This window comes from Shewanella sp. SM71 (assembly GCF_025653905.1).
Taxonomy (GTDB): domain Bacteria; phylum Pseudomonadota; class Gammaproteobacteria; order Enterobacterales; family Shewanellaceae; genus Shewanella; species Shewanella oncorhynchi.
The window spans coordinates 219430-246100 of record NZ_JAKKRW010000006.1 but is presented as its reverse complement, the minus strand read 5'-3'; the positions used below and the strand labels follow the sequence as shown (position 1 = coordinate 246100).

Below are 26671 nucleotides of genomic sequence, written 5' to 3'. Positions count from 1 at the left end.
TGGTACTACGTCTTACGATTTAAGCAAATTTAACGGAAGTATGAAGGATTTAGCTACTGCTATTGGAAAGGATGGCTATTCTGCTTCCTATGATTCAAGCACTAATAAACTGAGTATTTCAGCGGATGGAGTTGCAGGGATTAAGGCTGTAGGCCCTGCAGGTGGCACCTTAACAATGGCAACGGTTACCAATGGAGTTGCAGGTGCATCAGATACTGTTGATGCAGGCGGTGTGGTTGTAAACTCTGAATTGAAATTCTCTTCAAGTGCTGCGTTTACTGTGACAGGTACCTCTGGGGCAATTACTGGTACGGGAACAACATCAACCCTTGCGTCCGTAAAAGAGGTTGATATTGGCACTGCTTCAGGTGCGCAGGATGCTTTAGCTGTTATTGATGCTGCAATTGCAGGTATTGACTCTCAACGTGCTGATTTAGGTGCGGTACAAAACCGTATGAACTTCACCATCAATAACTTGGGTAACGTACAAACTAACGTAGCAGATGCCCGTAGTCGTATTCAGGACGTTGACTTTGCTAAAGAAACTGCAGATATGACGAAGAAACAGATTCTGTCTCAGACATCTTCTGCTATGTTGGCACAAGCCAACCAATTACCACAAGTTGCCCTGTCATTGCTGTAATTGTGATTGGCGGTTATCTCATACTGAGATGATAGACAGCTAAGTGTTTGGCACTGAGAGGGGAGGTTCGTTTAGACCCTTCCCTTTGTGCATTAAAATGGTCAGTTTAGTGTTGTTAATAAAGTGATTATTAGTCAATAACATTTAGCTGCATCATCCATATAGAGTAATAAGCAGATTAGCAAATGTTTGAAGATAAAGCTTAAGCGTGTAGCTTTGCGCTTCATCTGTGAGGTTAGTACTTTCTAGCAGTACCAGAGTACATCAGTTAGTGTGACTAAGAGGGTGGCATGATGGATATTAATTCAGTTAGTACATCTAATGTAGTGGGGTTGAAGACTGAGCTTAAATTAGCTCCTCCACAATCTCTTCAGCAAGAGTCAAGTGGTTCAATAAAGCCTTTGTTTGGCGAATCAAACAGCGTGAACATGCTAGAAGATGGTGAGTCTACAAAAGATACTAAAACGAATGTTGAGCAGTTAGATAAGGTTGCGAGTGACCTGACGGATATGGTAACTATGATGCGTAAGGGATTAGCATTTAAAGTTGATGCGAGTTCTGATAGGCCCGTTGTCAGCGTTATGGATATAGACTCTGGCGAAGTGCTGCGACAAATTCCTAGTGAAGAGGCGCTTGCTTTGGCTGAAAAACTGTCTGAAGTGACAGGCGCATTAATAAAAACAGAGGTTTAAGTCGTAGTTTTTTTAATATGCATTCATGAGAGGTTCAGTCTAGAGTGGTAAGCCATTCATATTAACTGAAGTCTTGGCGTGAATTTTGCTGTATTAATACTATTAACTATGCGTATTGGTAAGTTTTTAGACGCAGATCAGAGGTGGATATGGGATTAACATCATTAGGTGTAGGTACTGGCATGGACATCGGCGGCATTGTAACCGCTCTAGTTAATGCAGAAAAAGCGCCTAAAGAAGCTAAATTCAATGCCGAAGAAGGTAAGATAAATACTCAGATCTCTGCTCTGGGGGCATTGAAAAGTGCAATGTCTGATTTCTTAGAGAAAATAAAACCTCTATCTGATGCTAAAACCTTTACAGGTTTTAAGAGTACGCTTTCCAATAAAGACTTTATGACCGCAACAGTTGACCCGACTGCAGTGGCTGGCAATTATAAAGTCATTGTTGAACAGTTGGCTGAAAGTCATAAATTAGGTTCTACAGCAGTTACAGATGTTACGGCTCCAATAGGAAGTGGCTCATTAAGTCTGACAGTGGGAAGTGAGAGCTTTAATGTTGCGGTTGGTGCAGATGACTCTCTGCAAGACATTATGAAAAACATCAATGCTTCTAAAGATAATGTTGGAGTGACTGCGACTATTATTAAGGGCGACAATGGTGCTCAGTTAGTGCTTACATCCAACAAGACTGGCGAGGATAATGTAGTGCAAGCATCTGCCACGGATGACGCTGGAACTGCATTATCTGATACATTTACTATGACAGAATTACAACCTGCAAAAGATGCAATTTTGTATGTTGATGGCTTAAAAGTGACCTCTGATTCAAACGAAGTAAAGAATGCGATTACTGGCATCAACTTAACATTGACGGATGCTAACAAAGATAAAACAACGACACTCAAAATTGAACCTAATCGTGACTCTTCGAAAACAGCCATCAAAGATTTTGTTAATTCATACAATGAGTTAATGAAAACGATGTCTAGCATGTCAGGTTATGATCCAAAAACTAAGAAAGCAGGTGTATTGCAGGGTGATTCTGTTATTCGTGGTGTTCAAAATCAGATGAGAAGCGTGTTGTCATCAACGAGTGGTGGTGATAGCTCTATGATGTTAGCGAATCTGGGTATAAAAACCACTCAGACGGGTAGTCTTGAAATTGATGATAAAAAGCTTGATGAAGTGCTAAGTAAAGATATTAATGCCGTATCCGACTTTTTTTCAGCGGAAAAAACTGGGTTTGGTACACGAATGAAAGATGTTACTGACTCCTATGTAAAAACTGGGGGGATTTTAGATAGTCGAGATGAAAGTTTAGATACTCAACTTTCTCGTATTACCGATAGCCGTGAGACTCTTACCTTAAAAATGAAGGCCTATGAAGCTAGGTTATTAAAGCAGTACAATGCTATGGATTTGATTGTTGGCCAGATGAACGCTCAAGGTAGTATGCTAACTCAGCGACTCGACTCTCTTCCAGGGCTTGTGAGCAAACGATAATATTTTATCAGCCAAATTGTCCCTACCGTAAGATAGATTTACACGATGTTTGCCAGTTTTTGGATTTTATGAGTTTTTTATCTAAAGTGGCAGAGTAAGAGATTCTATATATGCATCATAGCCAAATTAATACACAGAATGTTGTTAGCACATTAGATTCTCTTAATGAGCAAATGAATGAAATCATTAGACAAGTGACTACATTATCAATAGATAATGAAAATATTGATTTTTTGGTATTAAAATTGCAAGAAATTGTTGGCCAGCGTCAATTATTACTTGAGGCTTTGGTTGCAGATGAGCAATTTGTTGACAGAGATTATTTGCAGTTACAGTTTTCATTAACTCAAGCATGTACAGAGAAAGCCAATGTTTTCTTACTGGACAGGCAAGCTCTATTGCATGCTGGTAGTAATAGTCAACGTCATATCAATGTATACAAGTCGATAGATGCAAATAGGTAGGTACTAATATGAGAGGTTCATTACAGTCATATCGTAAGGTTTCTTTAGAAAGTGAAATAGCAGTGGCATCCCCTCACCGCATTATTCAAATGATGTTTGCTGGTTTGCTTGAGCGTTTGGCTCAGAGTCGATATGCAATAGAGCAGCGTGATTTTGCAAAAAAAGGGCTTCTTATTGGTAAATCGCTAGGGATTATCGCGGGGCTGAATAGCTGCCTAAATATGGAAGCTGAAGGCAGTGTTGCTTACAATCTCAGTAATTTATATGATTTTATGTTGCGCCGTATTTCAGAGGCGAATTTGAATAATGATGTTCAAGCGATTGATGATGTAAGTGACTTAGTTCGTACTCTAAAAGAGAGTTGGGATGCAATTCCTGCAGATAAACATAATATTTCTGCGCATTCTGAAGCGGGTTAATATCTTATTTCGTTATTAAAAATAGACGCACTGGTTGCGTCTTTTTTTTGGCTTAAAGTCAAAGTATTGACGTTTTAGACTAGAATCATGATGTAAATGAACTAAAATCAATTCAGTTTGGCATAAACCTCATCTGAGGCTTGCTTCTCGTCTGCTGATAATACAATATTCATCACAAGTAGTGATGGTGGCACAGATTGTTACATTGAATTTGTTAAGCTTTTACAGCAACTAATCATAAATAATTAATGCGAATTAATACATATTAGAGCTTTACGGCCTACTGAATGATGCAAACAGATCAACGAATTTTACTTATCGGCCCTCCATCAGAGCGATTAAATCGCCTGTGTTGCATTTTGGATTTTTTAGGTGAGCAATTTGTACAAATTGACACCGAAAAATTAAGTGCTAGCCTCCAAGATACCCGTTTTCGAGCTTTAGTTATCCTAACTGATGTTATGGATGCTGATGGGCTTAAAAACATCGCAGGTCAACATCCATGGCAACCTATGCTGTTGCTTGGCAATGTTGACGATCTGCAAGTGTCTAATATTCTTGGACATATAGAAGAACCTTTAACGTATCCTCAGCTCACTGAATTATTACACTTTTGCCAAGTATTCGGTCAAGTTAAACGGCCTCAAGTCCCTACTAGTGCGAATCAAACAAAGTTATTCCGAAGCTTAGTGGGACGCAGTGATGGTATTGCGAATGTGAGACACTTGATAAATCAAGTAGCAACATCTGAGGCAACTGTGCTTGTTCTGGGTCAATCAGGTACAGGTAAAGAAGTGGTCGCCCGTAATATCCATTATTTGTCTGAGCGCCGTGATGGTCCGTTTATCCCTGTTAACTGTGGTGCGATACCGCCTGAGTTATTAGAGAGTGAGCTATTTGGTCATGAGAAAGGGTCATTTACTGGGGCAATCTGTTCTCGTAAAGGCCGTTTTGAATTAGCTGAAGGTGGTACACTATTTCTCGATGAAATAGGAGACATGCCACTACAAATGCAAGTTAAATTACTCCGTGTGCTGCAAGAGCGGGTATTTGAGCGCGTTGGTGGTACTAAGACAATTAATGCTGATGTACGCGTAGTTGCTGCGACACATAGAGATTTAGAAACCATGATCAGCGTTAATGAGTTCCGTGAGGATCTTTATTACCGCCTAAACGTATTCCCGATTGAAATGCCCGCGTTGTGTGATCGCAAGGACGATGTGCCTTTGCTATTACAAGAGTTAGTTAGCCGAGTCTATAACGAAGGCCGTGGTAAGGTGCGTTTTACGCAGCGTGCGATAGAGTCGCTGAAAGAACATGCTTGGTCGGGCAACGTGCGCGAGCTGTCTAATTTAGTCGAACGCCTCACCATTTTATATCCGGGTGGACTGGTCGATGTTAACGATTTACCTGTCAAATATCGCCATATCGATGTGCCCGAATATTGTGTAGAGATGAGTGAAGAGCAACAGGAACGTGATGCTTTAGCTTCTATCTTTAGCGATGAAGAGCCGGTTGAAATCCCTGAAACGCGTTTCCCTAGTGAGCTGCCGCCTGAAGGTGTGAACCTTAAGGATTTGTTAGCAGAACTAGAAATAGACATGATACGTCAGGCGCTAGAGCTACAAGATAATGTCGTAGCTCGCGCTGCTGAAATGCTTGGAATACGCCGTACAACGCTTGTAGAAAAAATGCGTAAGTACGGAATGACCAAAGATTAGTTTTCTATTTTATTGTTATATAAGTTGTTTTAACCTCTAAAGTTCAATTTCCAATTTGGCATAGATACTGCAGTCACCCCGTCATAAGCAATTTTTTGACGGAGTGACTATGTCAGCCAACCCACTAGCGCAAATTGAGTCATTCAAGCACACTAGCAAACAATGGAACCAACTGCGTGAGGCCGCGAATATGTCCAATCGAATGGAGCATATTTTACAGGCTATGCCATCTGGCGTGGTGATTATCAATGGCGACGGTATAGTCACGGATGCCAATCCGGTAGCAGTTGAATTACTTGAGCGCTCCTTATGTGGCGTTCGCTGGATTGATGTGATCCACAGTGCCTTTGCGCCGCAGGACGATGATGGCCACGAAGTGTCACTGCGTAATGGCCGCCGCGTTAAATTAGCGATTACGCCATTGACGCCAGAGCCTGGTCAATTAATTGTGCTAACTGATCTGACTGAAACTCGGTTATTACAGAAAAATATCTCCCATCTACAACGTTTATCTGCACTGGGCAAGATGGTAGCAACTTTGGCCCATCAGGTGCGCACGCCTTTATCTGCCGCTTTGTTATATGCCTCTAATCTTGCGAGCCCTAAGTTATCTGATGCTGCTAAAGCGAAATTCCAGCAAAAACTTGTTGATAGACTCAATGAACTCGAGCGGCAGGTTAACGACATGCTATTGATGGCGAAAGGTCGTCAGGATGAACTTGGAGATCTAATCTCGTTGGCTGAGGTTATCGACAATGTTTTGGCAAATTGTGAGCCGATAGCGGCAAAGCAAGGCTGTGACTTGTTATTTGATGATGCGTCAAGCAGCTCGATGTTAGCTAATTCCAATGCATTAAGCTCGGCGATTAATAATTTAGTCATGAACAGCATAGAAGCCGGAGCAACTGAAATTCGTATCCAAGCGAAGGAAGAGGGCGAACGGTTATTATTGGACGTCATCGATAATGGTAAAGGCTTAGACGCCACTATGCAGCAGAAGGTATTTGAACCTTTCTTTACGACTAAGTCGCAGGGAACTGGGCTTGGGTTAGCCGTTGTGCAATCTGTGGTGCGCAATCATGGGGGGCAACTGCAACTCAGTTGTGTACCGAATAAAGGCTGTACTGTGTCTTTAGTATTCCCACGGGCTAAATCCGCGGTGATATTACCTTTGGAGATTACCCATGTCTGAAGCAAAGTTATTGCTCGTTGAGGATGATGCTTCATTACGTGAAGCCTTGTTGGATACCTTAATGCTGGCTCAGTATGAGTGTGTTGATGTTGCCTCCGGTGAAGACGCTATTTTAGCCTTGAAACAACATCAGTTTGATTTAGTTATTAGCGATGTGCAGATGCAAGGTATTGGTGGTTTAGGTTTATTGAACTATCTGCAGCAGCATCATCCTAAGTTGCCAGTGCTGTTGATGACGGCCTACGCGACTATTGGTAGCGCGGTGAACGCTATAAAATTAGGCGCTGTTGATTATTTAGCCAAACCTTTTGCACCAGAAGTGTTACTCAATCAAGTCTCACGCTATTTGCCATTAAAACAAAATGTGGATCATCCCGTCGTCGCTGATGAGAAAAGTTTAGCATTATTAGCACTTGCTCAAAGGGTTGCCGCCTCCGATGCCTCTGTCATGATCTTAGGTCCTAGCGGTTCGGGTAAAGAGGTTTTGGCCCGTTATATTCATCAACATAGTAGCCGTGCTAATCAAGCCTTTGTGGCCATTAACTGTGCCGCTATTCCTGAGAACATGCTCGAAGCCACCCTTTTTGGTTATGAAAAGGGTGCATTTACGGGGGCTTATCAAGCGTGTCCGGGGAAATTTGAGCAGGCTCAAGGTGGCACTTTGCTGCTCGATGAAATCTCTGAGATGGATTTAGGCTTACAAGCTAAGTTGTTGCGGGTTTTGCAAGAGCGTGAAGTTGAGCGTTTAGGTGGCCGTAAAACTATTAAATTGGATGTGCGCGTGCTTGCTACATCCAATCGTGATTTAAAGGCAGTGGTCGCCGCAGGGGGATTTAGGGAAGATCTCTACTATCGAATTAACGTATTTCCTTTAGCTTGGCCTGCGTTAAGTCAACGTCCTGCAGATATTTTACCTCTTGCGCGTCATTTACTAGCTAAACATGCTAAGGCATTGAATGTTGCCGATGTGCCTGAGTTGGATGAGAATGCGCGTCGACGTTTATTGAGTCATCGCTGGCCTGGGAACGTACGTGAACTCGACAATGTGATCCAGCGTGCTTTGATATTAAGAGCCGGTCAATTGATCACTGCCAATGACATTATTATCGATGCGCAGGATGTGATTTTAAGCGGTGAAGATCTAGACTCATTTTCTTCTGAGCCAGACGGTTTAGGTGAAGAGCTCAAAGCTCAAGAACATGTGATTATTTTAGAGACCCTTAATCAATGCCAAGGAAGTCGTAAGTTAGTCGCCGAAAAGCTAGGAATTAGCGCACGAACCCTAAGATACAAGATGGCAAGGATGCGTGATATGGGGATCCAACTGCCAAATTAGTCTATAAATTCAAGTTATCATCACGCAGCCTCCACATTGAGTGTGAGGCTGTATTTATTAAAACACACAACCGCAAAAGTGGCTCATTTCATCCAAAATCCTTAGTTATTGACATCTTCTTATCCCGTCAATTTATTATCAATCACGACCATCTGAAAACTTGGCCGTTATTTTGCATTGTCCCGTTATCGGTATTTTGATCGTCAAGAATTCGACGACTGGGAGCTCAGCATGCAAATAGGCGCAAATTCATTCCTGCAGGAAATGCAGAAACTCCAAGGCGAAATAACGCCGTCGTTTGGTGTTCAGCCAAATATCATGCAGCAAGTGAATAACACCAGTGGTGCAGACTTCGGTCAGTTGCTATCGCAAGCCGTCGGCACTGTCAGCGGCTTACAGTCTGCATCGTCAAACCTCGCGACACGTTTAGAGATGGGTGATACTACCGTTTCTTTATCGGACACTGTGATAGCCCGTGAGAAAGCGAGTGTCGCTTTCGAGGCGACGGTGCAAGTGCGTAATAAACTTGTCGAAGCCTACAAAGAAATAATGAGCATGCCTGTCTAGGCCAGTGAATAACCCAATTAGCAGGTACGAATCGTGAGTACAGAAATGATTGTCGGATCCAATTCCGGTTTAGCTGACCAAGGTGTCCAGCAAGAACATAAGTCAGGAATGATGGGAAATCTTGGCGGTGTCGATATGATGCGCCAAGTGACTATGATTTTAGCCTTAGCGATTTGTTTAGCCTTGGCGGTATTTGTCATGCTGTGGGCACAGGAGCCAGAGTATCGTCCATTGGGTAAAATGGAAACTCAGGAAATGGTTCAGGTGCTAGATGTACTTGATAAAAATAAAGTTAAGTATCAAATTGACGTGGACGTTATTAAAGTTCCTGAAGATAAATATCAAGAAGTCAAAATGATGTTGAGCCGTGCAGGTATCGACAGTCCTGCAGCCAACCAAGATTTTTTGAATAAAGACAGTGGTTTTGGTGTCAGCCAACGTATGGAACAAGCTCGTCTTAAGCATAGCCAAGAAGAAAACCTCGCCCGTGCGATAGAGCAACTACAAAGTGTCAGTCGTGCCAAAGTCATTCTTGCGTTACCTAAAGAAAACGTCTTCGCCCGCAATGCCTCTAAACCGAGTGCAACTGTGGTGATCAATACCCGTCGCGGTGGATTAGGCCAAGGTGAAGTTGATGCTATCGTCGATATTGTTGCTTCTGCAGTACAAGGTTTAGAACCATCAAGGGTGACGGTAACTGACTCTAACGGCCGTTTATTGAACTCTGGCAGCCAAGATGGCGCGTCTGCGACGGCTCGCCGTGAACTTGAATTAGTACAGCAAAAAGAAGCTGAATATCGCACTAAGATTGAATCGATTCTGGTGCCAATTTTAGGTCCTGATAATTTTACCTCTCAAGTCGACGTCAGTATGGATTTTACTGCTGTTGAGCAAACATCAAAGCGTTTTAACCCTGATTTACCAGCACTGCGCAGTGAAATGACAGTTGAAAATAACACTACTGGCGGCTCTTCTGGTGGGATCCCTGGCGCGTTATCCAATCAACCGCCAATGGAGTCAAATATTCCAGAAGATGCAGCAAAAGCGGCAGAGTCAGCAACGGCTGCAGCAGGTAATTCGCACCGTGAAGCGACCCGTAACTTTGAATTAGATACCACCATTAGCCATACCCGCCAGCAAGTTGGCGCAGTGCGCCGCATTAGTGTGTCAGTGGCGGTGGACTTTAAACCTGGTACCGCTGGAGAAAATGGTCAAGTAGCCCGTGTTGCCCGTACCGAACAAGAACTGACCAATATCCGTCGTTTGCTTGAAGGCGCGGTTGGTTTTAGTTCACAACGGGGGGATGTGCTGGAAGTGGTAACCGTTCCCTTTATGGATCAATTGGTTGAAGATTTACCTGCACCTGAGCTTTGGGAGCAACCTTGGTTTTGGCGTGCGATTAAGCTTGGGATTGGTGCGCTAGTGATTTTGGTGCTGATTTTAGCTGTGGTACGTCCTATGCTGAAACGCTTAATCTATCCTGACAGTGTGAATATGCCTGAGGATGGCAGATTAGGTAATGAATTAGCCGAAATTGAGGACCAATATGCGGCTGATACGCTAGGGATGCTTAATACTCAAGAGGCGGAATACAGTTATGCTGACGATGGCTCAATTCATATCCCTAATCTTCACAAAGATGATGATATGATTAAAGCTATCCGTGCGCTCGTGGCGAATGAGCCTGAGCTCTCTACTCAAGTCGTGAAAAACTGGTTACAAGACAATGGCTGAGAATAAAACGAAAGAAGTGGCTCCTGCGGCCGCACCTGCCTTTAATATCAAAGATATTAGTGGCGTTGAAAAGACCGCTATTTTACTCCTCAGTTTGAGTGAGGCTGATGCTGCATCCATTTTAAAACACTTAGAGCCGAAGCAAGTGCAAAAAGTGGGTATGGCCATGGCGGCAATGGATGAGTTTGGTCAGGAAAAAGTTATCGGGGTACATAAGCTGTTTCTTGATGATATTCAAAAGTATTCTTCAATTGGTTTCAACAGTGAAGAGTTCGTCCGTAAAGCCTTAACCGCTGCGCTGGGTGAAGATAAAGCGGGTAATCTGATTGAACAGATTATCATGGGCAGTGGCGCTAAAGGTTTGGACTCGTTGAAGTGGATGGATGCACGCCAAGTGGCGACCATTATTCAAAACGAACATCCCCAGATCCAAACGATTGTGTTGTCTTATCTAGAACCCGATCAAGCGGCGGAAATTTTTGGTCAATTCCCTGAGAATACCCGCTTAGACTTGATGATGCGTATTGCAAATCTTGAAGAAGTGCAGCCCGCTGCACTGCAAGAGTTGAACGACATCATGGAGAAACAGTTTGCTGGTCAAGGTGGCGCCCAGGCCGCAAAAATGGGTGGCTTAAAAGCGGCCGCCAACATAATGAACTACTTAGATACGGGTATCGAAAGTCAGTTGATGGAAACCATGCGCGAGTCTGATGAAGAAATGGCGCAGCAAATCCAAGATTTGATGTTTGTATTTGAAAACTTAATCGATGTCGATGACCGCGGTATTCAAGCCCTGTTGCGTGAAGTGCAGCAAGATGTACTGATGAAGGCGCTCAAAGGCACTGATGATCAACTGAAAGAAAAAATCTTGGGTAACATGTCAAAACGTGCCGCTGAATTGTTGCGTGATGACCTTGAAGCCATGGGCCCAATCCGCATCAGTGAAGTGGAAGTCGCCCAAAAAGAAATCCTGTCTATTGCTCGTCGCTTAAGTGACAGCGGCGAAATCATGTTAGGCGGCGGTGGTGGCGATGAGTTCCTCTAATCCGAGCGACAATAAATTGTTGAATAAGGTCTTGAGCGAAGGAGATGTCGAATTTAGTCACTGGGCACTGCCAGATGTGACTGAAGCCGATGATAATTCTATCTCAAATCTGTTCGGCCATTCGAATCATCAAGCCGCTAAGTCGACTACAGTGGAAAGTGTTTCTCCACCGACTATGGCTGAGATTGAAGACATTCGCGCCCAAGCCGAAGAAGAAGGCTTTAGCGAGGGTAAGCAGCAAGGGTATGAGCAAGGGCTAGAAAAAGGGCGTTTAGAAGGGTTAGAGCAGGGCCATACTGAAGGGCTCGCCCAAGGGCATGAGCAAGGATTAGAAACCGGTTTAGCCCAAGCAAAAATATTGCTCTCGCGTTTTGAAACCTTATTAGCTCAATTTGAAAAACCATTGCAATTGCTCGATGGCGATATTGAACTTTCGCTACTGAACCTGAGTATGACATTAGCGAAATCTGTCATTGGCCACGAATTAAAAACTCATCCAGAACAAGTGCTTTCGGCATTGCGCTTAGGTATAGAATCACTGCCGATAAAAGAACAAACAGTCACAATCCGCTTGCATCCTGACGATGTTATTTTAGTCGAACAACTTTATTCCAGCGCTCAATTGACCCGCAGTAAGTGGGAACTTGAAGTTGACCCTTCCTTAAGCCCAGGTGACTGTATTCTCAGTAGTCATCGTTCTTTAGTCGATTTGACCCTCGCATCGCGTATTGATGCTGTGTTTGAGTCTTTACGGAACCAACATGCTCACTTAAGTGACAAGCAGCGTCAATTGCAAGAGGCGATAGAGGTTGAAGATACCGCAAAACATGTTGCGGCTTCTGAGGCCGTGGGATCAGAGCTTGATGATCAGGTTGTCGATACGGTTTCTCAACATGCTGAGGATATACAATCTGCCTCAAACACAGGTGAGCAATTAGAGGCAAAATCAGATGCAAAATCGCCAACATCAACTGCTGAATAGGCTTAATCATCATCAGGGTAAGGTGCCGCCATTTCGCGCAGTGGCCAGTGGTCAACTGGTGCGTGTTGTCGGCTTAACCTTAGAAGCAAGCGGTTGCCGTGCGCCTGTGGGCAGTTTATGTTCGATCGAAACCATGGCGGGCGAGTTAATCGCCGAGGTGGTCGGGTTTGATGGCGAACTATTATATTTAATGCCCATTGAAGAATTACGTGGTGTATTGCCCGGTGCGCGGGTTGTGCCTTTGGGGGAACAAACTGGACTCAATGTTGGTTTATCCCTGCTAGGACGCGTACTCGATGGTAACGGCGTGCCTTTAGATGGTTTAGGCGCGTTGCAAACCGACCAACAAGCGCCAAGACATAGCGCTGCCATTAATCCCTTATCCCGCCGTGCTATTACTGAACCGCTGGACGTTGGCGTTCGCGCTATCAACGCTATGCTGACCGTGGGCAAAGGCCAACGTATGGGCTTGTTTGCGGGCTCAGGTGTAGGTAAGAGTGTGCTCTTAGGTATGATGACTCGCGGTACTACCGCCGACATTATTGTGGTTGGGCTAGTGGGTGAGCGTGGCCGGGAAGTGAAAGAGTTTATTGAGGAAATTCTTGGTGAGAAGGGTCGAGCGCGTTCAGTCGTTGTTGCTGCGCCTGCGGATACATCGCCTCTGATGCGCCTTCGCGCCTGTGAAACCTCGACTCGTATTGCCGAATACTTTCGCGATTTAGGCTATAACGTTTTATTGCTTATGGACAGTTTAACACGCTACGCCCAAGCGCAGCGTGAAATTGCTTTGGCTGTGGGTGAACCGCCTGCGACTAAAGGTTATCCGCCTTCTGTGTTTGCAAAATTGCCACGTTTAGTTGAACGCGCCGGAAACGGTGGCCCCGGGCAAGGTTCAATTACGGCATTTTATACTGTGTTGACGGAAGGGGACGATCAACAGGATCCCATTGCCGATGCTTCGCGGGCGATCCTCGATGGTCACATTGTCTTGTCACGTTCGCTTGCGGATTCGGGGCACTATCCTGCGATTGATATTGAAGCTTCTATTAGCCGAGTCGCGCCTATGGTGATCTCCAATGAACATTTGGAGGCGATGCGCCGCGTGAAACAAACCTATTCTTTGTATCAGCAAAATCGAGATTTGATTTCTATTGGGGCCTATGCCCAAGGAAGCGATCCTCGCATTGATAATGCGATACGACTGCAGCCAGCAATGAATGCTTTTTTGCGACAAACCATGCGTGATGCATTTAGCTTTGCCGATAGCCAAGTCATGCTTGGGCAACTTGCTGCACAGTGCAAATAATGGCGTCATCGAATTAATTGAGGTCTAGTATGGCTAACGCCGATCCCTTGTTGTTAGTGTTAAAGCTTGCCAATGATGCCGAAGAACAAGCGGCTTTATTGTTAAAATCTGCGCAGTTAGAGTGTCAAAAACGGTTGAATCAACTCAGTGCTCTAAATAACTATCGCTTAGAATACATGAAGCAAATGCAATCCCAGCAAGGTCAAGCCATCAGTGCTAGTCACTATCACCAGTTTCACCGTTTTATTCGTCAGATCGATGACGCAATTATCCAGCAAAATCGCGTCGTAGCCGACGGTGAAAAGCAAAAAGAATATCGACAACAACATTGGTTGGAAAAGCAAAAAAAACGTAAGGCAGTAGAATTACTCTTAGCCAGTAAAGAGAAGAAGCGTCAAGTGGTTGAACAAAAAAGGGAGCAAAAAATGACCGATGAATTTGCTTCCCAGCAATTTTATCGCCGTCATCAACGTTAGTGAAATGATAGGCATCTTTACTGCTCGCTAGCCGGATAGGCTCTTTAGTTTTTTTGTATTGATGGCATAAGCATCAATTCGGCACCTCTCAGTGTTAATTCTTTTCGATATGCTGTCGTAAAACCTGATGTTTTGGCATCTTATTTGCTTTGATTTAGTCCATGACCCTGCAACCGCAGTGTTTAATTGACGTTTCTACCTAGCCATTTTCTTTTTTTGCTGGGTGATGTTTGGGAGCACTTATGCAACAAATGACCAATATCCTGTTAAGTAAAACAGGCAACTCTGCGGCCAATTCCGCTAAGACATCTTCCCAAGAGTCTAATAATGAAGACTTTTCATCTACACTTGCGTCAGTCACCGCTAGCTCATTTTCTATTTCTGCGTCTAAAAAAACCATTGCTAACACTGATGATACTGTGCAGGTTACCTCTGCTGATAAAGTAAAAGATGACGATATATCAACTGATGACGCCGACGTAAATCTCATTTTTGCCCAAATTAGCATGGCAAATGATATGAAGAAAACGGCATCAGATGGAGATAGTTTGCCGCTAGCATTTTTAAATGCTGAAGAAGATATGACCGAAATGACTGGTGGAGAAAATATTGATACTTCATCAGCTTTATTAACCGGCTCAGCATTGGCATCTACTGTTTCTGCTGAGATTGAACTGGCATCAGATATAGATGAAGCGGGTTTTTCTGCTGAATTACAAAAGTTAGTTTCTACTAGCCCAGATATGGCAGCAATTTCAATCGCAGATGACGTGAAACCATCTTCTTTGACTGATAAGTCACTCGTGCATATTCTTCCCATAGACCCAAATATACTTGAAGCGTCAGCAGATAGTGATGCTGTGATTGATCCAAATTTGACCGATGACGCTTTAGAATTACCTTTAGAAGACACTGAGCTTGTCTCTGCCACTGAAGTCGGGGTGAGTATAGATGAGTCTTTAGTTGAGAATGAGGTCACACTTAATGCTGTGATTAATCAAGCGGGCTTAGCGAACAGTGCAACGATAAAGTCGGTAACCAACACTGCGGCAAAAGCAACGACTAGTAGCTCTACAGTGAATAGTCTCAATACGGCTAATATCGCGACCTCGGGAAATACTTTCGACCTGAATACCTTAGGCTCTTCAACTTCATCTGAACCATTAGATACAACATCTGTAACAGAAAGTGATCTTGATGGGAGTCCCAATTCCGATTTGGCTGCTAACCTATTACTGAAAGATGCTAAATTAACGGTTGCGATGGATATTCCCAGAGACGAAAGTTTTATGGATGATAGTAATACTTTCTCAGAACTTAAGTCGACATCATCCATACAGACACTCTCGATGTCACAATTAAATCGCCAAGAAACCATGCAAGTTCAGTTGTCATTGCGTCAAGGAGTAGAACAGCAAAACCAAATGCAGGAGATGATCCAACGATTTTCACCTGTGATGAAGCAGCAATTGATTACTATGGTGAGTCAAGGCATCCAACATGCGGAAATCCGGCTCGATCCCCCTGAGCTTGGGCATATGTTGGTAAAGATCCAAGTGCATGGCGACCAAACCCAAGTACAGTTCCATGTTACTCAGCCGCAAACGCGTGATCTGGTTGAACAAGCTATGCCAAGATTACGTGAGTTATTGCAAGAGCAAGGGATGCAGTTGGCTGACAGCCATGTTTCTCAAGGCGATCAAGGTGAGCGTCGTGAAGGTAGTTTCGGTGATGGCGGCAGTTCAAATGCGGCTGATATGGATGAAATCTCGGCAGAAGAGTTACATTTAGGTTTAAATCAAGCGATTAGTGTAACTTCAGGTATAGATTATTACGCTTAAGCAGGTAACCTATAGCAATGACTGACATAATTACGTTTCAAATAAAACAGTAATGAGTTTCCGCCTAAATTAAAGAGAATAGTGATGGCTAAGGAAGAATCGTTAGAACTTGAAAGTACTGCAGAGCCTAAGAGTAAGAAGAAACTATTTATTTTTGCTGGTGTAGGCGTTTTAGTCGCGCTGTTAATCGGTGGCGGCGTCTGGTTCTTTATGGGAAGCAGTACCGAAGAGGTTCCCGCCGTAGCAGCAGATAGTGCTGTTCAGGCTGAAGTACCAGCATCAGGAGAAGTAGCTACCGCATCATATGTGCCTATGCCGCGTCCTTTCTTATTCAACTTACCTGGGCCTGATAGGGCTCGTTTAGTTGAGATTAAAGTGCAGCTGATGGTGCGTGGTACCGATGATGATGTGCTAACACAAAAACATATTCCGCTGATTGAAGATGCGCTTTTAACGACCTTTAGTGGTGCAGATGTGCAAAAGCTCAGCACGCAAGCGGGGAAAGATGAGTTACGGCAGTTAGCACTTTTGAGTGTGCAAAATACTCTACAGTCAGTAACTGGGCGTAAGGTTGTCGAGAAAGTACTATTTACCGGTTTTGTAATGCAATAATCCTTTAACTTCAGCACCAAAAGAGGCGAAGGCAATATAGTGAGTGATTTATTAAGCCAAGACGAAATTGATGCGCTATTGCACGGGGTTGATGACGTCGATGATGACGAAATTGACGCTGTTGGAGAAGATGCCCGTTCCTACGATTTCTCTTCCCAAGATCGAATAGTTCGTGGGCGTATGCCGACGCTGGAAATCGTGAATGAGCGTTTTGCGCGCCATTTGCGCATTAGTATGTTTAATATGATGCGCCGAGCGGCCGAAGTGTCGATCAACGGTGTACAGATGCTCAAGTTTGGTGAGTACGTACATACGCTTTTTGTTCCTACTAGCTTGAATATGGTGCGTTTTAGCCCACTCAAAGGCACAGCATTGATCACCATGGAAGCGCGACTGGTATTTATCCTAGTGGATAACTTCTTTGGTGGCGATGGGCGTTTCCATGCCAAGATTGAAGGGCGAGAATTTACGCCGACAGAAAGACGAATAGTGCAGTTACTGCTTAAGATTATATTTGAAGATTATAAAGATGCTTGGGCGCCCGTAATGGATGTTGAGTTTGATTATTTGGACTCTGAAGTCAATCCCGCCATGGCGAACATTGTTAGTCCTACCGAAGTTGTGGTGATTAATTCATTCCATATTGAAGTCGATGGAGGCGGTGGTGATTTTCATATCACTATGCCTTACTCCATGATTGAACCTATCCGAGAGTTACTCGATGCGGGTGTGCAAAGTGACAAGCAAGATACTGATATGCGTTGGTCACAGGCATTGCACGATGAAATCATGGATGTGAAGGTTGGGTTCGATGCCAATATTGTTGAACATGAATTAACGCTCAAAGAGGTCATGAATTTTAAAGCGGGCGATATTATTCCGATTGAGTTACCCGAGTTTATCATGATGAAAATCGAGGATTTACCGACATATCGTTGTAAAATGGGCCGTTCTAGAGATAACCTAGCGCTTAAAATATGTGAGAAAATCCCTCGGCCAGAGACAGTTAAATCTGAGCTGCAATTGGTGACGCGTAAGGGTAAATCTCGTGATATATCAGAATTATAAGGTGAAGTAAGATGAGCACAGACGATACGGATGATTGGGCTGCAGCAATGGCAGAACAAGCGTTAGAAGAAGCCAACGCAATTGAACTCGATGAGCTGGTTGATGATTCAAGACCTATTTCTAAGGCTGAAGCGGCTAAGTTAGATACAATTTTAGATATTCCTGTCACCATTTCGATGGAAGTGGGCCGTAGCTATATTAGTATTCGAAACTTATTACAACTTAACCAAGGTTCTGTGGTTGAGTTAGATAGAGTCGCAGGTGAACCGTTAGATGTGATGGTCAATGGCACGCTTATCGCTCACGGTGAAGTGGTGGTGGTAAACGATAAATTCGGTATTCGCTTAACGGATGTGATCAGTCAAACTGAGCGAATTAAAAAGCTTAAATAATTCGAGATGTAAAAGTCGTTGGAACTTTAAATGAGCACATCGGTAATACAGAGTTTAGTGGTAGCGGTTCAAGCGAGCGCCGATAGCCTCGGTGGGGAAGGCGCAGCTAATATTGCTTCAATAGCGCCTGCTGCTACAAAAATGGCAGAACCTTCTCAAGTTGCGACCTTAGCAAGTATGTTAGGCGGCTTGATTCTGGTTTTATTATTAATTTTCGCGTTAGCTTATTTACTGAGAAGGTTTAATTTAGTCCCCACGACCAATGGCGTGCTAAAGACTATTGCTGTGACTTCCCTCGGTCAAAAAGAGCGTTTAGTCTTGGTTCAGGTGGGAGAACAACAATATTTACTTGGGGTTAGCTCGCAGCAGGTGAGTTTGATTGATAAGTTAGCTGAACCTATCCATCTAGAAGCTGATTCGTTTGCGAGTCGATTACGCCAGGCGAAATTAAAACAATGACAACACGTATCCTCGCGTTAGTTGGGTTCGTTATGCTGCTATTGATGCCGTCAGCATGGGCCGCAGATGGCGTCTTACCTGCTGTAACAGTAACAACGGCGCCAGACGGCTCAACGGAATATTCGGTCACAATGCAGATTTTACTGCTGATGACATCGCTGAGTTTTTTACCTGCGATGCTCATCATGTTGACCTCTTTCACGCGGATTATCATTGTCCTGTCGATATTACGCCAAGCCATTGGATTACAACAGACTCCATCTAATCAAGTCTTAATTGGCATGAGTTTGTTCATGACTTTTTTTATCATGGCACCGGTATTCGACCGGATTTATGATGAAGGGGTGAAGCCTTATATCGATGAGCAATTAACCTTGCAGCAAGCGTTTGATAAAGGGAAAGAGCCGCTGAGAGGCTTTATGTTGGGCCAAGTAAGAACGACGGATTTAAAGACCTTTATTGAGATTTCTGGCTATAAGGATATTAAGTCTCCCGAAGAAGCACCCATGAGTGTGTTAGTGCCCGCTTTCATTACCAGTGAGTTAAAAACCGCATTTCAGATTGGCTTTATGCTATTTGTGCCTTTTTTAGTACTCGATTTAGTGGTGGCGAGTATCTTGATGGCTATGGGTATGATGATGTTATCTCCCATGATAGTGTCGCTGCCGTTTAAGATCATGTTGTTTGTGCTCGTAGATGGTTGGAGCTTAGTCCTCGGGACATTAGCGAATAGTTTCGGATAGCCAAGGGAGAGTAAACACATGAGTCCTGAGGCGCTAATTGATATTTTTCGTGAAGCTCTCGCTGTTATCGTCATGATGGTGTCTGCTATTGTGTTGCCTGGGCTGGGAATTGGGTTAATTGTTGCTGTGTTTCAAGCGGCTACTTCTATTAACGAGCAGACCTTAAGTTTCCTTCCGCGTTTGTTAGTGACACTTTTTGGCCTAATGTTTATGGGGCACTGGTTAGTTGAAACCCTGATGGACTTTTTCATCGAGATGGTGAATCGCATTCCTCAAGTGATAGGCTAACGCGATGGAGCTGCTGCTCGATACCTTAATGCAAACCATTGCTGCTTATATTTGGCCAATGTTTCGCGTCGCGAGCATGTTGATGGTCATGGTAGTATTTGGGGCGGCAACGACACCAACTCGAGTGCGTTTATTATTGGCGATGGCAATTACCTTTGCGATAGCACCCGTTCTTCCTCCAACTAAAAATGTGGATTTATTTTCGTTAAGCGCAGTGTTCATCACGGCGCAGCAAATTATTATCGGTGTTGCCATGGGATTTGTGACTCAAATGGTGATGCAAGTCTTTGTGCTCACCGGACAGATCATTGGTATGCAGACTAGTTTAGGCTTTGCCTCTATGGTTGATCCCGGTTCTGGCCAACAAACACCCGTTATTGGTAACTTTTTCCTTTTATTGGCGACATTGATTTTCTTAGCTGTGGACGGCCATCTTTTGATGATCCGTATGCTAGTGGCGAGCTTTGAAACTTTGCCGATTTCTAATCAAGGCTTAACACTGACAAGTTATCGATCGCTGGCTGATTGGGGGTCGTATATGTTTGGTGCGGCACTCACTATGTCGATATCTGCGATTATCGCCTTGTTATTAGTCAACTTGTCCTTCGGGGTCATGACCCGCGCCGCGCCGCAATTGAATATTTTCTCTATTGGTTTTCCGATCACTATGATTGGTGGACTGTTTATTCTGTGGTTAACCCTAACACCGGTAATGGCACACTTCGATGAAGTATGGTCGACGGCTCAAGTGCTGCTTTGCGATATGTTAGCGCTCCAATGTAACGCTGATGGCTTGATATGATGGGATTAGGAGAAGCCCATGGCTGAAGAATCAAGTGGCGAACGTACAGAGGAACCCACGGGGAGGCGTCTAGAACAGGCGCGGGAAAAAGGACAGATTGCACGTTCGAAAGAACTCGGGACTGCAGCGGTATTGATTTCGGCGGCATGTGGGTTTTATATGCTAGGCCCGAGTTTGGCCATTAGCCTAACTCGGGTGTTTGAAATTGTATTTACCATGGATAGGGCGCAAATTTTTGATACTAATGAAATGTTCAACGTGTGGGGTGTTGTTGCGAGTGAAATAGCCTGGCCCATGGCTAAAATTATGCTACTGATTGTGGTTGTTGCGTTTATCGGTAACGTCTCTCTTGGAGGGATCAATTTTTCGACCCAAGCTATGATGCCAAAAGCCAGTAAAATGAGTCCCCTTGCTGGTTTTAAACGCATGTTTGGCGTACAGGCTCTGGTTGAACTCACCAAAGGCATTGCAAAATTTTCGGTAGTAGCGTTTTCTGCTTATTTTTTATTAAGCTTCTACTTCAATGACATCATGTTGCTGTCTAGCGACCATCTTCCTGGTAATGTTTACCATGCATTAGATTTGTTGGTTTGGATGTTTATCCTGTTATGTTCCTCGATTTTGTTTATTGTCGTCATCGATGTGCCGTTCCAAATTTGGAATCACAACAAGCAACTTAAGATGACCAAACAAGAAGTAAAAGATGAATATAAAGACACTGAGGGTAAACCTGAGGTGAAAGGGCATATACGGCAGATGCAACGTGAACTAGCACAAAGGCGTATGATGGCTGAAGTGCCAAATGCCGATGTGATTGTCGTTAACCCTGAGCATTTTGCTGTTGCGATTAAATACGATGTGCAGCGCTCTGCGGCTCCCTTTGTGATAGCGAAAGGTGTTGATGATGTGGCCTTTAAAATACGTGAGATTGCCCGCGCGCACAATATTGCGATTGTCTCGGCCCCACCACTTGCAAGGGCTATTTATCATACGACTAAGTTAGACCAGCAGATCCCTGAAGGTTTGTTTACTGCTGTCGCACAGATTTTGGCTTATGTATTCCAGCTGCGCCAGTACCAAAAAGGTCGAGGTCGCAAGCCTATCCCAATACCACTTAATCAACCCATTCCCGATGAGTTAAAATATTAAGATCTAAGCTAAAAATTCTTTGAAGTCGTGATATTATTGGCGCCAATACGCTATTGGCGTATTTTTTGCTTTCATGCTGTCATACGTCAAAGTTTAGGTAAATATGAATGGATGTTAGAGCGACCTTAGGTCAAGTAAAACAAATGCGCTTGAGCACGTTTAAAGGTATAGGCACTCCTATACTCGTACTCGCAGCATTGGCCATGATAGTTTTACCTATCCCTCCATTTCTATTAGACATACTCTTTTCATTCAACATAGCCTTAGCGCTCATCGTATTATTAGTCGCAATTTATACTGATAGACCGTTGGATTTTGCTGCTTTCCCAAGTGTCCTGCTAGTGGCGACATTATTACGTCTTGCGCTTAACGTTGCCTCTACTCGTGTGGTTTTACTCGAGGGTCATAATGGCGGTGATGCCGCAGGTAAGGTGATTGAAGCCTTCGGTTCTGTGGTGATCGGTGGTAACTATGCCGTTGGTCTAGTGGTATTTATCATTTTGATTATCATCAACTTTGCGGTGGTGACTAAAGGTGCTGGTCGTATCGCTGAAGTTAGCGCCCGCTTCACCTTGGATGCTATGCCTGGTAAGCAAATGGCAATTGATGCTGACTTAAATGCTGGAACCTTAAATCAAGACCAAGCGAGAATACGCCGTGCCGAAGTGACCCGTGAAGCCGATTTCTATGGTGCGATGGACGGTGCGTCCAAATTCGTTAAAGGGGATGCGATTGCCGGTATCATGATCTTAGTGATCAATATCGTAGGTGGTTTCATCATAGGGATTGTGCAGCATGGCTTAAGTTTCTCTGAAGCGGTTGAAATTTATACCTTACTGACTATCGGTGATGGTTTAGTAGCGCAGATCCCTGGTCTATTATTGTCAATCGCCGCAGCCTTGATGGTGACCCGTCAAAATGAGTCAGGTGATATGGGCCAAATGATGATGAGTCAGATGTTTGACAGTCATAAGTCATTGGGTATCGCCGCCGGAGTCCTGTTTGTCATGGGTATTGTTCCTGGTATGCCACACATGGCGTTTTTAAGCTTTGCCTTTATGACTGCTGGTGCAGCTTATTTTGTTTATAAACGAAATGAAAACAAACGTCTTAAAGCGCTAGAACAAGTGAAATCGGGTCCAATAGAAAGACAAGATAAAGAGCCTAAAGAGCTAGGTTGGGACGATGTACATCATGTTGATACTATTGGTCTTGAGGTCGGATATCGTTTGATCCCTCTGGTAGACAAGGGCCAAGGTGGCGAGTTACTAAGCCGCATTAAAGGCGTGCGTAAAAAGTTGTCTCAGGAACTAGGCTTCTTAGTGCCCGCGGTGCATATTCGCGATAACTTAGATTTATCACCTAATGCTTATCGCATTTCATTAATGGGCGTCGTCGTCGGAGAGGCAGATATTCGTCATGATTGCGAATTGGCGATCAACCCTGGTCAAGTCTATGGCAAACTCGATGGTATCGAAACGCGCGATCCCGCCTTTGGCCTTGAAGCCGTATGGATCGCCCCTGAGTTACGTGAGCACGCACAAACATTAGGTTATACCGTCGTCGATGCCGCCACTGTTGTTGCAACTCATATTAGTCAATTACTCACAAATAATGCCGCTAAGTTGTTAGGCTACGAAGAAGTGCAACAACTGATGGATATGCTTGCGAAACACTCACCTAAGCTGGTTGATGGCTTTATTCCAGATATCATGCCACTAGGACATGTCGTAAAAGTGATGCAGAACCTATTAAATGAAGGGGTTTCAGTTAGAGACTTGCGTACTATAGTGCAAACTTTGTTAGAATATGGCACTAAGAGTAATGACACTGAAGTCTTGACTGCCGCTGTGCGTATCGCTTTGAAACGTATGATAGTTCAGGAAATCTCAGGCCCAGAGCTCGAAATCCCCGTCATTACTTTGGCGCCAGAGTTGGAACAGATGTTGCATCAGTCAATGCAAGCAACCGGTGGTGATGGTCCTAATATTGAACCCGGTCTTGCAGAACGCATGCAGCAGTCCCTTGCCGATGCGGCTCAGAAGCAAGAAATGGTCGGACAACCCGCCATATTGTTGACGTCAGGTATGTTACGCGCGACGCTGTCACGCTTTGTTAAACATACTATTCCTAATCTCAGAGTCATTTCATATCAAGAAATACCTGATGAGAAGCAAATACGTATCGTATCTGCAGTCGGCCAGTAGAGGACGCATAAGTGAAGATTAAACGATTTTTTGCCAAAGACATGCGCGCCGCACTGGCCCAAGTGAAAGAAACACTCGGCTCAGATGCCGTCATTATGTCAAATAAAAAAGTGAACGGTGGCATCGAAATTGTCGCTGCCGTTGACTATGACGAACCTAAAGCGAAAACTGCAGCCACTGCGCCAGCACCGACCTTTATGGACGTGAGCGACGATCTCGTGTCCCTGGGTGCTAAGCAGCCAGTTCGTGTAGAAACTCGCGCTAAGCCAGCCGCACCTGCAGACTCATTACAAGCCTTACTTGAGAAGCAGCAAAGCCGTTTGAATCAACAAATGTCACATCAGCAAGTTGATGCCGAGTTACCAGCATGGGCTAAGGGCTTACAAGCCCCTACTGCTGTGAAACCAGAACGTCGTGAAGCACCTTCCTCGTTTGATAAAAAACCACAAACATCACAGAAACAAAGTGCTGATATTGAGGCTATGCGGGATGAATTAGCATCACTTCGTAATTTACTGACACATCAAGTATCCTCCTTGATGACGGAACATAAAAAACGCATCGATCCCGTCGGTGCTATGCTCGAAGCCAAATTGCTTGAGGCTGAATTCTCCCCTGCGGTTGCGAATAAATTAGCCGCGCTGAGCCAGCATTATACGCCGGCTGAATTAGTCAGAGCATTACCACAAAGTCTCGCTAATATGCTTGACAATCAGGGTGATGACATTGTGAAACAGGGCGGGGTGGTTGCATTAGTTGGTCCTACTGGCGTTGGTAAAACAACGTCATTAGCTAAACTTGCTGCCCGTTTTGCGGCACATCATGGTGCTGAACATGTTGCTTTAATTACCACAGATCATTATCGCATCGGAGCCTATGAGCAATTAGCAACTTATGGCAAAATAATGGGCTGCCCAGTAAAGCAAGCTCATGATCTAAATGAATTAGAGCAAATTCTCTATCAGTTTAGGAATCGCAAGCTAGTATTGATAGATACGGCTGGCATGGGACAGCGAGATATGCGCCTTTACCAGCAACTTGATAATTTAACTGCAAATAGCAGGATACCTATCCGCAGTTATCTGGTACTGTCTGCGACAGGGCAGCGCCGTGTGCTGCAAGATGCAGTCAATCATTTTAAACGCATTCCCCTATCTGGTGTCGTTCTCACAAAACTCGATGAATCTGTGTCGTTAGCAGGGGCATTAAGTGTGTTGATCCAAAACGGATTACCATTAAGTTATATTACTGATGGACAAAGAGTTCCTGAAGATATGAAAGTTGCGGATACCCTAGATTTAGCCCAGCAGGCACTCGCAGCGTTAGATAGTACAGAACAACAATCATTACAAGACACAGCGTGGTCAGATAATATGGCCTGTGCATTTGAGTAGATTTATGACCCTGGATCAAGCAAGTGGTTTACGTATGATGAATCAACCCTATAACGAAAAAGTGAAAGTAATCGCGGTCACTGGTGGTAAAGGAGGCGTGGGTAAAACCAGCGTTTCTATTAATACTGCTGTGGCATTAGCCGAAAAAGGCAAGCGTGTCTTGGTACTTGACGCTGACCTTGGCTTAGCAAACGTCGACGTCATGCTGGGTATTCGTGCCGAGCGTAACCTCTCCCATGTTCTCTCTGGTGATGCAGAGCTTGACGATATTATCGTTCGTGGTCCAAAGGGGATAGGCATAGTACCAGCCACCTCTGGAACACAGGGGATGGTGGAATTAAGCCCGGCGCAACATGCTGGATTAATCCGTGCATTTAGTGAGATGCGGACTCAGTTTGATATTCTAGTCGTAGATACTGCTGCTGGGATCTCAGATATGGTGCTCAGTTTCTCACGTGCTTCGCAGGATGTGCTAGTAGTTGTTTGTGATGAACCCACTTCGATTACCGATGCCTACGCCCTGATTAAAATTCTCAGCCGTGAGCATGGCGTGTTCCGTTTTAAAATAGTTGCCAATATGGTGCGTAGTTTACGCGAAGGTATGGAATTATTTGCTAAACTCAGTAAAGTGACCGACAGATTTTTAGATGTTGCACTTGAATTAGTCGCCACGATTCCATTTGACGAAAACTTACGTAAATCTGTTCGTAAACAAAAATTGGTGGTTGAAGCTTATCCTAAATCACCAGCGGCAATTGCTTATCAAGGATTGGCAAATAAAATTTTGAGCTGGCCTGTGCCGCAGCAACCTGGTGGGCATTTGGAGTTTTTCGTTGAGCGTTTAGTACAACGACCAGATTTTCAAGAGGAAAAAACGAGTGAATAAAGCCGCTGCGTATACTTGTTTAGACAATAAATCGTCGATCGTTGAACAGTATGCTCCGTTGGTTAAAAGAATTGCGCATCATTTACTCGCCAGACTACCTGCATCTGTGCAGTTAGATGATTTACTCCAAGCTGGGATGATGGGGTTACTAGAAGCATCATCCAAGTTTGATGGTGGCAAGGGTGCGAAATTTGAAACCTTCGCCGGCATACGCATACGTGGAGCCATGTTAGATGAAATTCGTCGTGGCGACTGGGTCCCTCGTTCCGTTCATCGTAACAATCGTAAGGTTGCACACGCTATTGATGAGTTAGAGCAAGAACTGGGCCGTGATGCACGCGACACAGAAATTGCAGAAAAACTTGATATGACGCTCGATGAGTACCATCATATTCTTAACGATGTTTCTGTCGGAAAAATCATAGGGATAGAAGATTTAGGCGTATCTCAGGATATACTTACAGTGAGTGATCGGTCCGATGATGATTCATTTGAAGCATTAGCTGAGAACCAATTTCATTCTGCTCTGGTTGAGGCAATTAAATTATTGCCTGAAAGAGATGCATTAGTGTTATCCCTGTACTACGATGAAGCATTGAATTTAAAAGAGATTGGCGCCATTCTTGAAGTCAGTGAATCGCGGGTTAGCCAGATATTAAGTCAGGCAATGTTGCGATTGAAAGCTAAACTCAAGCACTGGACATAAGTATAATTATTAATCGAGCACAGAATGTCAGCTCACCGGAGG

General features: G+C 44.1%; 27 protein-coding genes. All 27 read left to right on the top strand.

What is annotated here, in order from left to right; all coding sequences use genetic code 11:
- Positions 1 to 643, top strand: a 643-nt coding sequence (locus L5L97_RS08325) for a flagellin (RefSeq protein WP_263181643.1), incomplete at its 5' end; no start/stop codon positions are given.
- Between the two features lie 290 nt (positions 644 to 933).
- Entirely contained in the window at positions 934 to 1335 is a 402-nt protein-coding gene (locus L5L97_RS08320) for a flagellar protein FlaG (RefSeq protein WP_372835421.1), read from the top strand.
- A gap of 149 nt (positions 1336 to 1484) precedes the next feature.
- Positions 1485 to 2840: a flagellar filament capping protein FliD gene (fliD, locus tag L5L97_RS08315; RefSeq protein WP_263181642.1), complete on the top strand. Its 1356-nt coding sequence runs from the start codon at positions 1485 to 1487 to the stop codon at positions 2838 to 2840.
- A 110-nt stretch (positions 2841 to 2950) separates the two neighbouring features.
- Positions 2951 to 3304 carry a flagella biosynthesis chaperone for FliD, FliT gene (locus L5L97_RS08310; protein WP_263181641.1) on the top strand — a complete coding sequence of 118 codons (354 nt, stop codon included), beginning with the start codon at positions 2951 to 2953 and terminating at the stop codon, positions 3302 to 3304.
- An 8-nt stretch (positions 3305 to 3312) separates the two neighbouring features.
- The gene (gene fliS / locus L5L97_RS08305) at positions 3313 to 3723 is read left to right on the top strand and encodes a flagellar export chaperone FliS (RefSeq protein ID WP_113939464.1); all 411 of its coding nucleotides are present in this window, start codon (positions 3313 to 3315) and stop codon (positions 3721 to 3723) included.
- 287 nt (positions 3724 to 4010) lie between these two features.
- Positions 4011 to 5444 carry a sigma-54 dependent transcriptional regulator gene (locus tag L5L97_RS08300; protein ID WP_105251936.1) on the top strand — a complete coding sequence of 478 codons (1434 nt, stop codon included), beginning with the start codon at positions 4011 to 4013 and terminating at the stop codon, positions 5442 to 5444.
- A 109-nt stretch (positions 5445 to 5553) separates the two neighbouring features.
- Positions 5554 to 6636, top strand: coding sequence for a sensor histidine kinase (locus tag L5L97_RS08295; protein ID WP_113939465.1), 1083 nt, complete (start codon positions 5554 to 5556; stop codon positions 6634 to 6636).
- A complete protein-coding gene (locus tag L5L97_RS08290; RefSeq protein WP_263181640.1) occupies positions 6629 to 7972 on the top strand; it encodes a sigma-54-dependent transcriptional regulator in 1344 nt (447 codons plus the stop codon). Before L5L97_RS08295 ends, L5L97_RS08290 begins: the two co-directional genes overlap by 8 nt.
- A gap of 231 nt (positions 7973 to 8203) precedes the next feature.
- On the top strand, positions 8204 to 8539 hold the full coding sequence (gene fliE / locus L5L97_RS08285) for a flagellar hook-basal body complex protein FliE (RefSeq protein WP_131523086.1): 336 nt from the start codon (positions 8204 to 8206) through the stop codon (positions 8537 to 8539).
- Positions 8540 to 8584: 45 nt separating this feature from the next.
- Positions 8585 to 10273: a flagellar basal-body MS-ring/collar protein FliF gene (fliF, locus tag L5L97_RS08280; RefSeq protein WP_263181645.1), complete on the top strand. Its 1689-nt coding sequence runs from the start codon at positions 8585 to 8587 to the stop codon at positions 10271 to 10273.
- Entirely contained in the window at positions 10266 to 11318 is a 1053-nt protein-coding gene (fliG, locus tag L5L97_RS08275; RefSeq protein WP_028761189.1) for a flagellar motor switch protein FliG, read from the top strand. Before fliF ends, fliG begins: the two co-directional genes overlap by 8 nt.
- Complete coding sequence (gene fliH / locus L5L97_RS08270; protein ID WP_263181639.1) at positions 11305 to 12300, top strand: flagellar assembly protein FliH; 996 nt, start codon at positions 11305 to 11307, stop codon at positions 12298 to 12300. The genes fliG and fliH overlap by 14 nt, the downstream gene beginning before the upstream one ends.
- Positions 12269 to 13606, top strand: coding sequence for a flagellar protein export ATPase FliI (gene fliI / locus L5L97_RS08265; RefSeq protein WP_028761187.1), 1338 nt, complete (start codon positions 12269 to 12271; stop codon positions 13604 to 13606). The genes fliH and fliI overlap by 32 nt, the downstream gene beginning before the upstream one ends.
- A gap of 29 nt (positions 13607 to 13635) precedes the next feature.
- Positions 13636 to 14082, top strand: a complete 447-nt coding sequence (fliJ, locus tag L5L97_RS08260; protein ID WP_028761186.1) for a flagellar export protein FliJ — start codon at positions 13636 to 13638, stop codon at positions 14080 to 14082.
- A 242-nt stretch (positions 14083 to 14324) separates the two neighbouring features.
- On the top strand, positions 14325 to 15923 hold the full coding sequence (locus tag L5L97_RS08255; protein WP_263148451.1) for a flagellar hook-length control protein FliK: 1599 nt from the start codon (positions 14325 to 14327) through the stop codon (positions 15921 to 15923).
- A gap of 84 nt (positions 15924 to 16007) precedes the next feature.
- A complete protein-coding gene (gene fliL / locus L5L97_RS08250) occupies positions 16008 to 16535 on the top strand; it encodes a flagellar basal body-associated protein FliL (RefSeq protein ID WP_263162256.1) in 528 nt (175 codons plus the stop codon).
- A gap of 39 nt (positions 16536 to 16574) precedes the next feature.
- On the top strand, positions 16575 to 17603 hold the full coding sequence (gene fliM / locus L5L97_RS08245) for a flagellar motor switch protein FliM (RefSeq protein ID WP_105251943.1): 1029 nt from the start codon (positions 16575 to 16577) through the stop codon (positions 17601 to 17603).
- Positions 17604 to 17614: 11 nt separating this feature from the next.
- Positions 17615 to 17995 (top strand): flagellar motor switch protein FliN, encoded by a 381-nt coding sequence (gene fliN, locus L5L97_RS08240; protein WP_028761182.1) that lies wholly within the window; start codon positions 17615 to 17617, stop codon positions 17993 to 17995.
- A 30-nt stretch (positions 17996 to 18025) separates the two neighbouring features.
- The gene (gene fliO, locus L5L97_RS08235; RefSeq protein WP_105251944.1) at positions 18026 to 18454 is read left to right on the top strand and encodes a flagellar biosynthetic protein FliO; all 429 of its coding nucleotides are present in this window, start codon (positions 18026 to 18028) and stop codon (positions 18452 to 18454) included.
- Positions 18451 to 19197: a flagellar type III secretion system pore protein FliP gene (gene fliP / locus L5L97_RS08230; RefSeq protein ID WP_263181638.1), complete on the top strand. Its 747-nt coding sequence runs from the start codon at positions 18451 to 18453 to the stop codon at positions 19195 to 19197. The genes fliO and fliP overlap by 4 nt, the downstream gene beginning before the upstream one ends.
- An 18-nt stretch (positions 19198 to 19215) precedes the next feature.
- On the top strand, positions 19216 to 19485 hold the full coding sequence (gene fliQ, locus L5L97_RS08225; RefSeq protein WP_012587225.1) for a flagellar biosynthesis protein FliQ: 270 nt from the start codon (positions 19216 to 19218) through the stop codon (positions 19483 to 19485).
- 4 nt (positions 19486 to 19489) lie between these two features.
- Positions 19490 to 20287, top strand: a complete 798-nt coding sequence (gene fliR, locus L5L97_RS08220; RefSeq protein ID WP_263181637.1) for a flagellar biosynthetic protein FliR — start codon at positions 19490 to 19492, stop codon at positions 20285 to 20287.
- A gap of 18 nt (positions 20288 to 20305) precedes the next feature.
- The gene (gene flhB / locus L5L97_RS08215) at positions 20306 to 21436 is read left to right on the top strand and encodes a flagellar biosynthesis protein FlhB (RefSeq protein WP_263181636.1); all 1131 of its coding nucleotides are present in this window, start codon (positions 20306 to 20308) and stop codon (positions 21434 to 21436) included.
- 107 nt (positions 21437 to 21543) lie between these two features.
- Complete coding sequence (gene flhA / locus L5L97_RS08210) at positions 21544 to 23643, top strand: flagellar biosynthesis protein FlhA (protein WP_263148458.1); 2100 nt, start codon at positions 21544 to 21546, stop codon at positions 23641 to 23643.
- Between the two features lie 11 nt (positions 23644 to 23654).
- Positions 23655 to 25037, top strand: a complete 1383-nt coding sequence (gene flhF, locus L5L97_RS08205) for a flagellar biosynthesis protein FlhF (protein WP_131523092.1) — start codon at positions 23655 to 23657, stop codon at positions 25035 to 25037.
- Positions 25038 to 25041: 4 nt separating this feature from the next.
- Positions 25042 to 25923 (top strand): MinD/ParA family protein, encoded by an 882-nt coding sequence (locus L5L97_RS08200; protein ID WP_006082389.1) that lies wholly within the window; start codon positions 25042 to 25044, stop codon positions 25921 to 25923.
- Positions 25916 to 26629: an RNA polymerase sigma factor FliA gene (locus L5L97_RS08195; RefSeq protein WP_028761175.1), complete on the top strand. Its 714-nt coding sequence runs from the start codon at positions 25916 to 25918 to the stop codon at positions 26627 to 26629. The genes L5L97_RS08200 and L5L97_RS08195 overlap by 8 nt, the downstream gene beginning before the upstream one ends.
- The last annotated feature ends 42 nt before the right edge of the window (positions 26630 to 26671 follow it).

What these genes read in the sequence shown, in the direction of transcription:
- flhB (WP_263181636.1), top strand. Translation starts at nt 20,306, where the DNA reads ATGGCTGAAGAATCAAGTGGCGAACGTACAGAGGAACCCACGGGGAGG.
- fliL (WP_263162256.1), top strand. Translation starts at nt 16,008, where the DNA reads ATGGCTAAGGAAGAATCGTTAGAACTTGAAAGTACTGCAGAGCCTAAG.
- L5L97_RS08310 (WP_263181641.1), top strand. Translation starts at nt 2,951, where the DNA reads ATGCATCATAGCCAAATTAATACACAGAATGTTGTTAGCACATTAGAT.
- L5L97_RS08300 (WP_105251936.1), top strand. Translation starts at nt 4,011, where the DNA reads ATGATGCAAACAGATCAACGAATTTTACTTATCGGCCCTCCATCAGAG.
- L5L97_RS08255 (WP_263148451.1), top strand. Translation starts at nt 14,325, where the DNA reads ATGCAACAAATGACCAATATCCTGTTAAGTAAAACAGGCAACTCTGCG.
- fliR (WP_263181637.1), top strand. Translation starts at nt 19,490, where the DNA reads ATGGAGCTGCTGCTCGATACCTTAATGCAAACCATTGCTGCTTATATT.
- fliP (WP_263181638.1), top strand. Translation starts at nt 18,451, where the DNA reads ATGACAACACGTATCCTCGCGTTAGTTGGGTTCGTTATGCTGCTATTG.
- fliO (WP_105251944.1), top strand. Translation starts at nt 18,026, where the DNA reads ATGAGCACATCGGTAATACAGAGTTTAGTGGTAGCGGTTCAAGCGAGC.
- flhA (WP_263148458.1), top strand. Translation starts at nt 21,544, where the DNA reads ATGGATGTTAGAGCGACCTTAGGTCAAGTAAAACAAATGCGCTTGAGC.
- fliJ (WP_028761186.1), top strand. Translation starts at nt 13,636, where the DNA reads ATGGCTAACGCCGATCCCTTGTTGTTAGTGTTAAAGCTTGCCAATGAT.
- fliN (WP_028761182.1), top strand. Translation starts at nt 17,615, where the DNA reads ATGAGCACAGACGATACGGATGATTGGGCTGCAGCAATGGCAGAACAA.
- L5L97_RS08200 (WP_006082389.1), top strand. Translation starts at nt 25,042, where the DNA reads ATGACCCTGGATCAAGCAAGTGGTTTACGTATGATGAATCAACCCTAT.
- L5L97_RS08320 (WP_372835421.1), top strand. Translation starts at nt 934, where the DNA reads ATGATGGATATTAATTCAGTTAGTACATCTAATGTAGTGGGGTTGAAG.
- fliE (WP_131523086.1), top strand. Translation starts at nt 8,204, where the DNA reads ATGCAAATAGGCGCAAATTCATTCCTGCAGGAAATGCAGAAACTCCAA.
- fliH (WP_263181639.1), top strand. Translation starts at nt 11,305, where the DNA reads ATGAGTTCCTCTAATCCGAGCGACAATAAATTGTTGAATAAGGTCTTG.
- L5L97_RS08290 (WP_263181640.1), top strand. Translation starts at nt 6,629, where the DNA reads ATGTCTGAAGCAAAGTTATTGCTCGTTGAGGATGATGCTTCATTACGT.
- L5L97_RS08295 (WP_113939465.1), top strand. Translation starts at nt 5,554, where the DNA reads ATGTCAGCCAACCCACTAGCGCAAATTGAGTCATTCAAGCACACTAGC.
- fliS (WP_113939464.1), top strand. Translation starts at nt 3,313, where the DNA reads ATGAGAGGTTCATTACAGTCATATCGTAAGGTTTCTTTAGAAAGTGAA.
- fliI (WP_028761187.1), top strand. Translation starts at nt 12,269, where the DNA reads ATGCAAAATCGCCAACATCAACTGCTGAATAGGCTTAATCATCATCAG.
- fliD (WP_263181642.1), top strand. Translation starts at nt 1,485, where the DNA reads ATGGGATTAACATCATTAGGTGTAGGTACTGGCATGGACATCGGCGGC.
- fliG (WP_028761189.1), top strand. Translation starts at nt 10,266, where the DNA reads ATGGCTGAGAATAAAACGAAAGAAGTGGCTCCTGCGGCCGCACCTGCC.
- fliF (WP_263181645.1), top strand. Translation starts at nt 8,585, where the DNA reads ATGATTGTCGGATCCAATTCCGGTTTAGCTGACCAAGGTGTCCAGCAA.
- fliQ (WP_012587225.1), top strand. Translation starts at nt 19,216, where the DNA reads ATGAGTCCTGAGGCGCTAATTGATATTTTTCGTGAAGCTCTCGCTGTT.